Source organism: Lebetimonas natsushimae (assembly GCF_002335445.1).
In the GTDB taxonomy this organism is placed as follows: domain Bacteria; phylum Campylobacterota; class Campylobacteria; order Campylobacterales; family Nautiliaceae; genus Lebetimonas; species Lebetimonas natsushimae.
In genome coordinates this window covers 375208-388632 of record NZ_BDME01000002.1, presented here as the reverse complement: position 1 = coordinate 388632, position 13425 = coordinate 375208, and the positions used below count along the sequence as shown (strand labels likewise).

Here is a 13425-nt window from a genome sequence, read left to right as displayed (position 1 = left end):
ATGAAATTTGACACAATGCTTGCTATTGGTATCGGTGGTTTTATAGGTGCAATACTCAGAGCTTACACAGCTGGTCTTGTAAATAATGCTTTTAAACATGACATCCCTTTTGGAACACTGAGCGTCAATCTTATAGGAAGTTTTTTGCTTGGAATTTTTATTGGTCTTATCCAATACGGTATAATTCAAAACGCTCATATAAAATCACTTCTTACAACTGGAATGATGGGAGCTTTTACGACCTTTTCAACATTTGCGGTTGAGAGTTTTTTCCTTATAAAAAATGGACTCATTTTTGAATCACTTTCATATATATTACTTAATGTCATAGGAAGTATTTTACTTGCGGCTGCAGGTTTCAAAGGAATAGAGGCTATCTTTAAATAATGGATAAATTTGCTTTATTTTTAGCCTTTTTATGGTTCTTATTTTTTATTTTTTTATTCATTCAACTAGTAGAATATATTAAATATAAAAATTGGTTAAAAGAAATAGAAAAAAAGCCTCCCCCAAAAAAAATTCTAGATATTTTAAACAATATTAAATATTACACCCTTTTACCTAAAAATCTTAAAAAAGTTATGAATTTTAAAATTCAAATATTTTTAAATGAAAAAAAATTTATTGGGATAAAAATAAACATTACTGATGAAATAAAAATAAATATTGCATTTTATGCATGCCTTTTAACACTGTATGCTAAATATTTCTGTTATCCAAATGTAGAATATATTTTTGTATATCCGAGTACAATTGTAAAAAAAGAAATAGAAAAATATTTTGCCAACCAGGAAATATTAATTGAAGGAGAAGCAACTTATGACACTGTCTTAATTGCCTGGAATGATGCAAAAAAAGAAATAAAGTCTTGTAGAGGAAATGTGATAGTTCATGAATTTGCACATGAAATTGATTATTCAGATGGTAATATAGATGGTTTACCTCCTCTTGATAGTGAAAAATCAAAAGAATTTGCAAAAATAATGTTCAGAGAATACGAAAAATTTAAAGAAAAGACAATTAAAGGCAGATTTTTAGGAAAATATCACCTGATAAACAAATATGCAACAACAAACAAAGCAGAATTTTTTGCCGTTATGAGTGAATATTTTTTTATAAGACCTGCACTTCTAAAAAAACATTTTCCTGATATTTATAAAGAATTAAAAACTTTTTATAAAATAGATACTTATAAAATTTTAGGGGAAAATAATGTATGTTAATATTAAACATTTAAAAAATTTAAAATTTAACAACTGCCAAAACTGCACCAAATGCTGTGAAAACAAAATGTTTGCCCCTTTAATTTTAGAAGATATTAAAAAAGTATATAAATTTTTTCCAATTTTTATAATATTTATACCAAACCCAAAACTGGTAATTCCGCTTTCACTAAATAAAAACTGCCCTTATCTTAAAGACAATAAATGCTCACTTTATGAACATAGACCTCCGGCATGCAAAATATATCCTTTCAGTCCATGGTACGGAGAAGTTATTTTAGATTTATCCTGTGACGGAATTGGAATTAAAGGGGAAAATCTGCCTCTTAGCATTAAAGAATTTAAAAATTCAAAATTTTATGATAAAAGAATAGTAAACATAGAAGAAAAATTAGAAAAAACAAATAATTGGATTAAAAATCAAAAATTAACATATTTGACAAAAATAAACAATATTAAAATATATAAAATTAAATATCAAAATGAATTTTATAATAACTTAATTCAATCTTCTTATAAAAATTTAAAAATTTTTAATTTGTAAAATATAAAAAAGCAAAAACTTAATAGCAGAGGTTTGTATTTAAGTGTCAGTCGCTTATTTTTTAAAATTTATATTTTATATTAATAAATGGCGGAGCCGACGGGACTCGAACCCGCGACCTCCGGCGTGACAGGCCGGCATTCTAACCAGCTAAACTACGGCTCCATTTTTAAATGGTGGTCGCTGCAGGGCTCGAACCTGCGACCCCCAGCTTGTAAGGCTGGTGCTCTCCCAACTGAGCTAAGCGACCATATTAATGGCATCCCCAACGGGAGTCGAACCCGTGTCGCCGCCGTGAAAGGGCGGTGTCCTAGACCTCTAGACGATGGGGACTTGATGGTGACCCGTGCTGGATTCGAACCAGCGGCCCTCTGCTTAAAAGGCAGATGCTCTACCGACTGAGCTAACGGGTCATCACAACTTGTTGTTGTGGACTGAAATTATAAGAAAAAAAGTAAGTAATGTCAATAGAAATTAAAGAAATTGAAGAGTTTTTTTAAATTTATTTTTTAAAAATAAAATTATTATCTTCATTTAAAATATCATTTACACTCTCTTTATGACATTTAGTACAGGTCTTTAATTTTTGATGCTCAGGTATTGGGGTATTGGTTAATTTTTCCCTACTGTGACAGTCAAAACAGTCAGCCCCGCATTTGTCCATGCCTTTTTCAGGATGATTAGGATGACATTTAGTACATGTTTTTAAAAAATGATGTTCTTTATAATATCTGTTTTTTGGATTATTTTCCATATTTTTAAGTTTCGGGTGACACTGCAGACAATCACTGCTGCATGCAAATAAAATAGCCCCTATAAAAAGGATTGTCTTTTTCATTTGCACTCCTTATAATCCTTTTTACATTCTTCTTTTAAACAAAATCTCGGTGTTTTACCATTTAAAAAGTCAATTAAATTATCAAGACTTATTTGCATTATTCTAAAAAGAGCCTCTTTTGTATAATAAGCCATATGAGGAGTTGCAATAATATTTTCTTTTTTTGCCAAATTCCAATCAGGCAATACATCGGCAGCAATTATTCCTTTAAAATTTTCATAAACTTCTTTTTGAATAATCTCAGCCCTTGCGGGATTTATTATTACATTTCCTCTAAATTGCTTTATATTATTTTTATTAATCAAATTTTTAGTCTGGGGAGTTAGAGGCAGGGCAATAAAAAGATAATCACTCTTTTTTAAAACATATTCCAATGAGCAAAAATTAATACCAAGCTCACCATAAATATCTTTTTTTGTCCTTGAAAATCCGTAAATTTTGGCACCAAAACCTTTTGCTATTTTAGCAATCTGAAGCCCTATTGTCCCAAGTCCCAAAATCCCTATATTTTTACCCTCAATCTCCATACCTTTTAAATCTTTATAATATGTATTTCCCTTTTTTAATCTTTCAATTGCTGCATAAATTTTTCTAATTGCTTCAAGCAAAAGCCCATAAGCAAACTCCCCAACGGCAGGCCCTGCATACCCCCTTACATTGCTGACTTTAATCCCCCTTTTATAACATTCCACCAAATCAATATGGTCATATCCGGTTGAGCGTGTCTGAATATATTTTAAATTCTGAAATTTATCCAAAACATTTTTATCTATTTTTGAATTAATAAAAATACTTATAACATCAAAATCATTTTCATTAATTTCATTTACTGTTTCTGTATAAAAATGCAGTTCAACATTGTAATTTTTTAGATTTTTCTCAAAAAACTCTTTTTCCTCCTCTTTTATTTCAAAAAACCCGATTTTCATATCCCCTCCTTATGAATAGGTATTCATATTATAACTCTAAAAATAATCTGTGTCAATAAAAAAAATTGACACTGATTAAATAACTGAAAAGTAAAAATATTGACACTCTGGAATTTAATAAAATTTTTTATTAAAAAAAATGCACCAAATTCTAAGAACTATGGGCAGTTTGCAATTTTTAGCAAAATTAGAAGAATATGTTAGTAAAATGACTCTTGTATGTAATTTTTTTATCTTTGAAATATTTTTTTATTTTATCAATGTTAATTAATATTAAAAAAAAAAGAAATTAAGAAGAAGGTTCCTGTTTTTTTGCAGCCTGTTTTTTTAATCTCTGCTGTTTTTTATATTCAGCTAATTTTTCTCTTGACTCTTTTGCCCTGATTTCAAGTTCCCCCCATTTTTTTTCAAGTTCTTTTGGATTGTTTATTTCGTTAATAAAATATCCAAGTCCTTTTTCTTTATAAATACTTCTTCCAAGCGGCGGCATTCTTTTTTCAGACTGAGCCAAAGCCTCCTCGGCCTTTGGACAGACACTCACACAAGCCCCACAGTAAATACACAAATAAGGATTATAGTTATACTGTTTTTTTCCGCTTTCAACATCAACCACCTCAAATTTAATTGCACCGGGAGGACAGATATTTTCGCATTTGTCGCAAAAAATACAAAATTCCTCATTATAAATAATTAATCCCCTGTATCCTTTCGGTTCAGGCGAAGGCTCAAAAGGATATTTTATAGTTTCAGGCTCTGAAACAAGATTTTTCACAGATTCAATAAACATTTTAACCATTACAGCTCCTTTATCTTGCGGTGCAGCTCATACAAGGGTCAAAACTTAAAACTATTGCCTGAGCATCTGAATATTTAGCCCCTAAAAACAATTCTTTTAAAATAGGAATATTGGCGTATGTAGGTACCCTTATTCTTACCCTATCCATTAATTTTTTATTGCTGCCTTTTAGATAATAAAAACATTCACCCCTTGGAGCTTCAACCCTTACAACAGTTTCACCGTTTGGTCTGCCTTTTACTTTTACCTTATGTTCACCCTCAGGCAGATTATCCAAAATATTTTCACACATTTCAATTGAATTTAAAACCTCATCAAACCTTACCATATTTCTGGCCCATACATCACCTTCAGTTCTTAATTGCATTTTATACCCTATTTCTTCAAAAGGCAGATAATCAAATTCAGCCCTTGCGTCAGTTTCAAGACCGCTTGCCCTGGCAATTGGTCCAGCCACATTATATTTAGCAGCCATCTCTTTTGAAATAGTCCCTACCCCTTTTGTTTTAAGACCGAAAGTATAGTCACTGTCGTGAAATTCCATCACTTTTAATACATTATCTTTTAATTTTTTCAATTTTTTCTTGGCAAATTCAACTGTTTCAGTGTCAATATCCCTGCTGACTCCCCCTATTACCTGATAATCATACTGAACCCTGTTTCCTGTAATTCTCTCAAGAATATCCATTACATCTTCTCTTGCCCTGAATGTCTGCATAAAAAGATTTTCATATCCGACAACTTCAGCCACGTGTCCGTTTGCTAACATATGTGAATGAATCCTGTCAAGTTCAACTACCAGCATTCTTAAATAATCAATTCTTTTGTTAACCTCAATTCCCATTAGTTTTTCAAGCCCGTGTACCACAGCCCCGGCATGGGTTATAGAACAAAGTCCGCAAACCCTCGCGGTAAGATATGGTAATTGATTATATTCAAATTTTGTAACGGCAGCTTTCTCTATACCTCTGTGAACATATCCTATATGGGTTTCCACTTTTGTAATTATTTCATTTTGAGTTTCAAATAAAAAACTCACAGGCTCCGGCAAAGCCACATGTTGCGAACCAAACGGCACTACTATTTTTCCCATGAACCATCCTTTCTAAGAGGAGCTTTAGGTGCATCAGGCGCAATAAACACTCCTGTTGCAGCATTTTCAACATCAAGTCCGAATAAATCTGCAAGTTCCCATTCACTAAGCCACGCTGATGGTATCATACCTACAATACTAGGAATTTTTGCATCGTAGTTGACTTCCGGAATTCTGAAGATCTGGATGATATTTTTATCTTTATATTTTGAAAAAAGCCAGTCTATCTGAAGTTTTCCACCTAAATCCGTAGCATTTACCGTTATATAATGCCAGCTATTTTCATCATAAAAATTTTTAATTTCCTCTACAACATTATCAAGCGTTACTTCTTTTATGTTAATTTGTGGATTAATTGTCATCTTTTACTCCTAATCTCTCATAATTTTCCTCATGATTTCTCATATATTCTTTTTCTTTTGATTTTTGCTGCCAAATTTCAATAGCCTCCACTATCCCGTCAATCAATGCTTCAACCCTCGGGGCACATCCAGGAATCCAGACATCTACTGGAATTACATTATCCACGCCGTTTTCCACATGGTAAAAATTTCTGAAAATTCCGCCTCCATGTGCACAAGCACCCATTGCAACCACAACTTTTGGTTCTGGCATTTCAAGATAAAGTCTTCTTAAGACATCTTTACAATTTTTGGTAACAGGACCGGTAACAAGCAAAATATCAGCCTGCTTTGGATTTCCTTTATTAAGCGCACCAAATCTTTCAATATCATATTTCGGAGCGAGTGCAGCCAAAATTTCTATATCACACCCGTTACACCCTCCGGTATTGTAATGCAATATCCAAGGGGATTTTTTTCTGAATTTACTAAATATACCCATAATTACCTCCATAAAGCTAGTAATATAATATTCAATGCCGCAAGCGGAATTAAAAATATCCATGAAAATTTAACCATTTTCCTAAAATCAAGTCTTGCTGTGGCATTATCAAGCAGATTTACAAAGAAAAATGCAAAAATTACTAAAATAACTCCTAAAATGTAATTTCTTCCACCAAATAAAAACATAAAGAAAAACACATAAATATATTCAATCCATTTACCTGTATAAACGGCCTCATAAAAAGGTCCGCTGTATTCAATTTCAGGTCCCCCAATTATTTCCTGATGGGCTTCTGCAACGTCAAAAGGAGATTTTTGAAGCATCATAGGGATGATAAATAAAAACGCCATAAACACCAAAGGCAGTTTATAAATTAAAGGCTCGCTTTGTAAAATATCATTAATACTAAAACTGCCGCTAACCAAATAAAAACCTACAACCATTAAAACCATAAAAGGCTCATAACTTATCATATGCATAAGTTCTCTCAATGCCCCAAGCACCGAATAAGGGCTTCTCACACTGCTAGCCCCTATTACCAAGGCTAAAACTGCTAATACATGAAAAAATACCGCTATTAAAACATCATGACCTAAAAATAATACAAACAGTGAAAACCATTCAGCCACAAAATACATAATACCCATTAAAGCATGCAAAGAATGAATCATTAAAGGTCGTTTATCCATAAGTTTTGCAAAATCATAAAATGGCTGCATAACAGGCGGCCCCATTCTTCCCTGCATTCTGGCTTTAACCACCCTTTCTATTCCGTAAATTAATCCACCTAAAATCGGAGCCAAAAAAGCAAAAATTATCCAATTTATCATAATAAACCTCCTCCAAGAACTACAACTAAAATAAATAAAGCTATAGAAAATGCAATAAGTATATTTTCATATCTTTTTACACATTCAAAATTAAAAGTACCCATATATTTTGGAAACACTTCACCGCAGTTATACGGATGAACTGTATCAACTTTAAATTTAACAAAATACGGAAGTGCGTGAATTAAACTTAAAATTATTAAAGCACCTAATATTTCCCAAAAATAAAGAGGAGAATTACCAACATATAAACTTAAATGATTTGAAACAATATTTGCACTCTCACCAGTGATTCCATTTGCGATAGGCACTACAAAATCAGCAATAAAAGGAGCTATAAATAGTGTTAAAGCCAAAAGCCACACATAATACCAGATGGATACAAAATTAAATCTTTTAGGTAAAGGAAAAAATTTAATATTTGAAATTCCGTGTGCTTTTCTTACACTAACACCCAAAACTTTCATATATAAAACACTTAAAAATGCACTGCCGGCACCTACATATAAAATCAGAATTATATAACTGCCGTGACTCAAAAATTTGCTTGCCTCTTCAATCATCATCCATTTACCAATAAATGTTCCAAACGGCACAAAAGTCATATTTAAAAATCCAAAGAAAATAAACATAAGTGTAAGAGGTGCCTTTTCAATTAATCTTCTCATCTGTTCGATGTATTTAACATGAAAAACTTTTTCAAGCACACCCGCTTCAACAAATAAAAATCCTTTTGCAAATGCATGGAAAATTATAAGCACAATACTAGCAACAACCGCCACAGGAGTTCCTACTGCGGCTGAAAGCATCATAAGACCAAGAAGTGAAATAGTGGAATATGCAAGTATCCTTTTAAAATTACTTTGAGTCAGTGCAATAATAGCCGCAACCACAAAAACATAACCTGTGGTAATTATTAAAAGTTTTGCAAGAAGTGTTCCCTTAATTACAGGAGAAATTCTAAGAATTAAAAACGGGGCTATTTTTACCATTGTTGCTGAGTGAAGTATTGCACTTACGGGAGTTGGAGCAACCATTGCACCAAGAAGCCATTTATGAAACGGCATCTGGGCACCTTTTACAAGCGCACTTAAAGACAAAAATCCAAGCCCTGCCAAAGAAACTTCCAAAGGATGGTTTAGAAGTTCTGTAAAATGATAAAATCCGTTTATATGGATAAACACCATTAAAGCTATTAAAATAGCAACTCCTCCGATTTGATTCATCCATAAAGCCAAAACCGCATTATTTGTAGCCTCTTCATCTTTTCTAAAACCGATTAATACAAAAGATGCAAGCGTAGTTGTTTCAAATAAAGCAAAAAACCATTCTATATTATTAACACTTACGGCAAAATTCATAACACCTAAAAACCAGATAACAATCGCCACAAATTTATGTTTGCCTCTTTCATCAAATTCCATATATTTTGTTGCAAAAATAGCAATAGGCACACCTACAAGCGCCACAATAAAATAAAAAAGAATTGTTAAATTATCTACATAAATATTCGGTATATCTGAATGAATCTTCATTAATAAAACAATTATTAAAAAAAGAATTTGTATTATTGCTAAAGAAGTAACCAATGTGGATTTTTTAACAATCCCCTGATATAAAAAATAGCCTAAAAGTCCGAAATCATAGATGGTAATCAAATAATCAACAATTTCCGGTGTTTGAATCAAAGAGGTTGTATGGTTAATATAAATCAAATAAGAAAAAACCAATAATATCGGCAAAGCTGAAAATGCAGTTATATTTGTAACTCTGTCATTTTTGGCATAATAGATTAAAGCTGCCAAAACCCAGGGAGTTACAATATTTAAAAAGACTAATAACCCCATAAAAGCTCCTTAAAAATTAAATTTACCTTAATTATACATAAATGAATATTTATTTACAATAATTATAAAAAAAATTTATAACCCATATTTCCTTTTGTAACGTTTAATCATTGTAACATTGCCTTTTAAGCCTCCCTGATGAATATATAAAATATTTTTTAATCCATAATAAAACACCGTATCCCATCCAATAGGATCATATAACAAATCAAATTCGATTCCCGCATTTTTAAGTTCACTCCATAATTCAAACAGATTTTTATAAAGTTTTCCAAAATGATATTTTTTTCTAGGTTTTAGTATTGTTGGAATTTTTCCACCTCCTAAAAGCTCAAACTGCTTTTTTAAATATTTTTCATCTCCCACACAGGGAACAGTCAAGACCTCCGTATTCAAATGTTTGGCCAAAAAATAAGCGGTTGTACCTGTACCGCTTGGCAAAAAAATTTTTAAATTATTTTTTTTAACATAATCTTTTATTTCATCTGCCAACATTTTAATTCCGTATTCCGATTCTTTAATTCTCCCACCCTCTTCTATTATTAAAGTTTTTTCATTTTGCAAACTTAAAACATATTCTCTTAATTCGTCTCCGTTTAAATTAATTTCAACTATTTCAGCACCGTTTTTTAAAGCATCTAAATAATTACCCTGCGGATTTTTTTTCAATAATTCAGGAACATGGTTTGTATAATATACAAATTCCCAGCCTTTTAATTTGCATAATTCACTCAAAGCATACATTGCATTTGACTGATTACTTCCAAAAGAAACAACTGTTTGTACACTTGGAAAATCATTTTTGTAAAAATAATAAAATTTTCTTGCCTTATTACCCTCAAAAGGCCTAAGTAAATCATCTCTTTTAATATGAAAAAATTCGCTTTTAAATTCAAAAGGAGTAATTGGAGAATTTTGCATAAATAACCCTTTTTGATACAATTTTACAAAAAGAAAACAATGAAACCAAGAATAGCAATATTTGGAAGCAACGGATATATTGGAAGAAAATTAACCCGTACCTTATATAATTTAGATTATCAGTTAGTTTTATTTGCAAGAAACAAAAGAAGACTTGAATATATAAAAAACTCCCCTCTTTTTAACGGTTACAAACCAAATATTTGCATTGTCGAACAGGAAATCGCAGCTGCTTATTACAAAGAACTTGTAGAAAATTTAAAAGGTGTGGATGTTGCATATTATCTAATCCACTCGCTCAGTGAAACTAAACAGGATTACAGAAAAAAAGACAACGACCTGGCTTCAATCGTGGCATGCGCATGCAAAGACGCGGGTGTTAAACAGATAATTTATCTTGGAGGTTTTGGAGACAGAACCGACCCCACCATTTCAAAACACCTTATTTCAAGACAGGATACAGGGGATTTTTTAAGAAAATACCATCCAAATGTTACGGAAATAAGAGCGGGCATAATTATAGGAGCCGGGTCAATGAGTTTTGAGCTTATAAGAACGGCTGCTGAAATTTTACCTGTAATTCCCCATTTTAGAAATGAGGGAAAATGTCAGATAACTTTTGCTGATGATGTAATTAAAGCTTTAATTAAAGTTTTAGATAATCCAAAATATTACAATAAAATAATCGAAATTGCTTCAGACGAAGTCCTCAGTTATTCTGAAATGGTAAAAAGATATGCAAAAGAAATTTTAAATAAAAACATAAAAACAATAAGACTTCCAAAATTTTTAGAAGATAAATTACTGAAAAACTATAATCTAATATCTTTTATCCTATCAAGAATCAGTGGAATTGAAAAACATTTTATAAAACCTTTGGTTGAAAGCCTGTATTCAAACGCTTTGGTAAGAAACAAATCGGATATTATTGAAAAACCGACCGATTTTTCAACCGCAATTAAAATTGCCAGCGAAAGAAGAAACAAAGGCGAGCTTGAATGTATGTGGAACACACCTTATGAATATTCAGTATTTAATCTATTCAAAATGAAACAATTCTCCACCGCACTTAGAAATGATAAATTATTAAAAGAAATAGTTAGCAACATTATTTCAAAAGAAGAAGTCGATAAAGTGTTTTATAACCTAAAAAGCCTAAATTATAAAAACTGTGGCTATTTTTCTCCTAACTGGATGTGGAAAATAAGGGCTTTCATAGACAGACTGCTTGGCGGCAGGGGACTTGGAGCCAGAATAATAAAACCTGAAAGGTTAAAAGTGGGTGATAAATTTGATTTTTGGGTTGTAACGGCTCTTAAAGACACACCAAACCATAAATTAATAAGATTCAAATCAACCATGAAAATGCCGGGAGTAGGTTGGTTACAGGGAGAAATTAAAAAAATCGATGAAACCCATTTTCAATTTTCCCTTACTGCATATTTCCTGCCAATTAATGTTTTTTCATATATTTACTGGTACTTTTTCTTTTTTACACATAAATATATATTCGATGAAATGTATAAAAACATAATTCAAAAAGATTGTAGAAAAGAAAATAATTAATCCGCAGAAACAGCGGATTTTTATTGAAGATTTCTATTTAATAGCTTTTAAATCTTTGTAAGCTTTAATGACTCTTTCTTTCATAGATTTTTCACCCTCTCTTAGCCATTTTCTAGGATCATAATATTTTTTATTTGGTTTGTCTTCACCTTCAGGGTTACCTATTTGAGACTGCAGATAATCATGATATTTTTCAATATAAGATTTCACACCTGACCAGAATGCCCATTGAGTATCTGTATCAATATTCATTTTAACAACACCGTAATCAATTGCTTCGTGAATTTTAGACAGTTCGCTTCCACTTCCTCCGTGGAATACAAATCTGATAGGTTTATCCACATTAAGATTAAATTTTTCTTTTACATATTCTTGAGAGTTTTTAAGAATAATCGGTTCAAGTTTTACTTTACCCGGTTTATAAACACCGTGAACATTACCAAAACTTGCTGCAATTGTAAACAAATCGCTCACTTCGCTGAGTTCCTTATATGCATAAGCAACATCTTCTGGCTGGGTATAAAGTCTTGCATTGTCAATTCCGGTATTGTCAACCCCGTCTTCTTCCCCGCCTGTCACACCAAGTTCGATTTCAAGCATAATATCAAGAGCACTTAATTTTTTAAGATATTCTTTACAAGTTGCTACATTTTCTTCAAGCGGCTCTTCGCTTAAATCCAACATATGAGATGAAAACAACGGTCTGCCGTATTTCTCTTTATGTTTTGCATTAGCTTCAATTAACCCGTCAATCCAAGGTAAAAGTTTTCTTGCGGCGTGGTCTGTATGAAGAATTACACTGATACCATAAGCTTCTGCAAGAGTATGGATATGTTTAGCTCCCGCTATTGCACCTAAAATTGCAGCTTTTTGCCCTTCATTATCAAGTCCTTTTCCAGCCCAGAAATGTGCTCCCCCATTGCTGAATTGAATAATTATCGGCATATTTACATCTCGTGCAGCTTCCATTACTGCATTTACAGAGTTTGTCCCTACAACATTTATAGCAGGAAGAGCAAATCCCTTTTCTTTACATATATCAAGAAGTTTTGCAGCTTCTCTACCGGTTAATACACCTTTTGGAAATTCACTAAACATAACCCCTCCTTTTATTTTTGTGGGATTGAATATTTAACTTTATATTGTGATTTTAATTTTTGAAGTTCTTTTTGTAATTTAACTCTTTTTAAATATCCAATAATTTGAGGTTTAACTTTATCAAATGGAATATAAGCGTTTTCATTTTTATCTTCAACTAAAATTACATGCCAACCGAATCTTGTTTTAACAGGTTTAGTTGTAATTTGCCCTGGTTTCATATTCTTTACAGCTTCAGCAAAAGGTGCCACCATCTGTTTTGGATCAAACCAGCCAAGCTCTCCGCCATTTACTTTTGTAGGACCAGTTGAGTATTTTTTAGCAAGTTCGGCAAATTTTTCCTCGAGTGCTTTACCTTTTAGGCCTTTTAATTCATTTATTAATTTTTCAGCAGTTTTTTCATCTTTTACCAAAATATGTCTTGCTTTAACTTTTGGTGTAGTTTTAAAATAAATATCTTTGTTTTTTTCATAAAATTTTTTTGCTTCTGCCTCTGTTACTTTTATTGAATCAAGTTTATTTTTAAGCCAAGCTTCAACAGCCATTTTTTTCTCAAGCGCTTTAAACTGAGGAGTTTTTTCAATTTCTTTTGCTTTTGGATAAAGTTCAATTGTTTCAATATATTGATCAACAAACTGTTTAACATGCTGTGCGGGTAGATCCTGAAGTCTTATTCTTTTATCTCCTGTAATTCCCTGAAGATAAATATTTACATCTTTTACTGTTATTTTCTTATTGTTAACTGTTGCCAAAACTGTTGAATCTTTAAGCCCCTTAATAGGAGCACCCGCAAGGCCAGCTCCCATCATACCTTTTCCACCCATTCCCGGGAATGCCATTAATGCACCTGCAACTAAACCTAAACTAATTAATTTTTTCATAATTTCTCCTTAA

Annotated in this window: 15 protein-coding genes and 4 tRNA genes; 4 read left to right on the top strand and 15 right to left on the bottom strand. The window is 31.9% G+C overall.

What is annotated here, in order from left to right:
- The 3 genes from crcB to LNAT_RS06485 are packed head-to-tail and all read left to right on the top strand — an operon-like array spanning position 1 to position 1767.
- Complete coding sequence (gene crcB, locus LNAT_RS06495) at positions 1-387, top strand: fluoride efflux transporter CrcB (RefSeq protein ID WP_096259588.1); 387 nt, start codon at positions 1-3, stop codon at positions 385-387.
- The gene (locus tag LNAT_RS06490) at positions 387-1223 is read left to right on the top strand and encodes a M90 family metallopeptidase (protein WP_096259586.1); all 837 of its coding nucleotides are present in this window, start codon (positions 387-389) and stop codon (positions 1221-1223) included. The genes crcB and LNAT_RS06490 overlap by 1 nt, the downstream gene beginning before the upstream one ends.
- Entirely contained in the window at positions 1213-1767 is a 555-nt protein-coding gene (locus tag LNAT_RS06485) for a YkgJ family cysteine cluster protein (protein ID WP_096259584.1), read from the top strand. The genes LNAT_RS06490 and LNAT_RS06485 overlap by 11 nt, the downstream gene beginning before the upstream one ends.
- Positions 1768-1855: 88 nt before the next feature.
- Here the strand turns inward: LNAT_RS06485 and LNAT_RS06480 are convergent.
- The 13 genes from LNAT_RS06480 to LNAT_RS06420 all read right to left on the bottom strand — a co-directional run bounded on the left by LNAT_RS06480 (position 1856) and on the right by LNAT_RS06420 (position 9867).
- Positions 1856-1932, bottom strand: a tRNA-Asp gene (locus LNAT_RS06480).
- Between the two features lie 9 nt (positions 1933-1941).
- A tRNA-Val gene (locus LNAT_RS06475) sits at positions 1942-2017 on the bottom strand.
- Between the two features lie 7 nt (positions 2018-2024).
- Positions 2025-2100: transfer RNA gene (locus LNAT_RS06470), tRNA-Glu, on the bottom strand.
- Positions 2101-2104: 4 nt separating this feature from the next.
- Positions 2105-2180, bottom strand: a tRNA-Lys gene (locus tag LNAT_RS06465).
- An 89-nt stretch (positions 2181-2269) separates the two neighbouring features.
- Positions 2270-2605: a hypothetical protein gene (locus tag LNAT_RS06460; RefSeq protein WP_096259582.1), complete on the bottom strand. Its 336-nt coding sequence runs from the start codon at positions 2603-2605 to the stop codon at positions 2270-2272.
- On the bottom strand, positions 2602-3534 hold the full coding sequence (locus tag LNAT_RS06455; RefSeq protein WP_096259580.1) for an NAD(P)-dependent oxidoreductase: 933 nt from the start codon (positions 3532-3534) through the stop codon (positions 2602-2604). Before LNAT_RS06455 ends, LNAT_RS06460 begins: the two co-directional genes overlap by 4 nt.
- 289 nt (positions 3535-3823) lie before the next feature.
- On the bottom strand, positions 3824-4330 hold the full coding sequence (locus tag LNAT_RS06450) for a 4Fe-4S dicluster domain-containing protein (RefSeq protein WP_096259578.1): 507 nt from the start codon (positions 4328-4330) through the stop codon (positions 3824-3826).
- Positions 4331-4340: 10 nt separating this feature from the next.
- The gene (locus LNAT_RS06445; RefSeq protein WP_096259576.1) at positions 4341-5423 is read right to left on the bottom strand and encodes a hydrogenase large subunit; all 1083 of its coding nucleotides are present in this window, start codon (positions 5421-5423) and stop codon (positions 4341-4343) included.
- Positions 5411-5785 (bottom strand): NADH-quinone oxidoreductase subunit C, encoded by a 375-nt coding sequence (locus LNAT_RS06440; RefSeq protein WP_096259574.1) that lies wholly within the window; start codon positions 5783-5785, stop codon positions 5411-5413. The genes LNAT_RS06445 and LNAT_RS06440 overlap by 13 nt, the downstream gene beginning before the upstream one ends.
- Positions 5775-6266, bottom strand: coding sequence for an NADH-quinone oxidoreductase subunit B family protein (locus LNAT_RS06435; protein WP_096259571.1), 492 nt, complete (start codon positions 6264-6266; stop codon positions 5775-5777). Before LNAT_RS06435 ends, LNAT_RS06440 begins: the two co-directional genes overlap by 11 nt.
- Before the next feature lie 2 nt (positions 6267-6268).
- Positions 6269-7099 carry a respiratory chain complex I subunit 1 family protein gene (locus tag LNAT_RS06430; protein WP_096259569.1) on the bottom strand — a complete coding sequence of 277 codons (831 nt, stop codon included), beginning with the start codon at positions 7097-7099 and terminating at the stop codon, positions 6269-6271.
- Positions 7096-8946 (bottom strand): proton-conducting transporter transmembrane domain-containing protein, encoded by a 1851-nt coding sequence (locus LNAT_RS06425; RefSeq protein WP_096259567.1) that lies wholly within the window; start codon positions 8944-8946, stop codon positions 7096-7098. Before LNAT_RS06425 ends, LNAT_RS06430 begins: the two co-directional genes overlap by 4 nt.
- Positions 8947-9021: 75 nt before the next feature.
- On the bottom strand, positions 9022-9867 hold the full coding sequence (locus LNAT_RS06420) for a pyridoxal-phosphate dependent enzyme (RefSeq protein WP_096259565.1): 846 nt from the start codon (positions 9865-9867) through the stop codon (positions 9022-9024).
- A gap of 39 nt (positions 9868-9906) precedes the next feature.
- On the opposite strand from LNAT_RS06420, the gene LNAT_RS06415 reads away from it, so the two are divergent.
- A complete protein-coding gene (locus tag LNAT_RS06415; RefSeq protein WP_096259563.1) occupies positions 9907-11433 on the top strand; it encodes a DUF2867 domain-containing protein in 1527 nt (508 codons plus the stop codon).
- Positions 11434-11466: 33 nt separating this feature from the next.
- On the opposite strand, the gene fbaA is transcribed toward LNAT_RS06415, so the two are convergent.
- Both fbaA and LNAT_RS06405 read right to left on the bottom strand, forming a co-directional pair.
- Positions 11467-12531: a class II fructose-bisphosphate aldolase gene (fbaA, locus tag LNAT_RS06410; RefSeq protein WP_096259561.1), complete on the bottom strand. Its 1065-nt coding sequence runs from the start codon at positions 12529-12531 to the stop codon at positions 11467-11469.
- A gap of 11 nt (positions 12532-12542) precedes the next feature.
- Positions 12543-13412, bottom strand: coding sequence for a peptidylprolyl isomerase (locus LNAT_RS06405; protein ID WP_096259560.1), 870 nt, complete (start codon positions 13410-13412; stop codon positions 12543-12545).
- Positions 13413-13425: the final 13 nt, after the last annotated feature.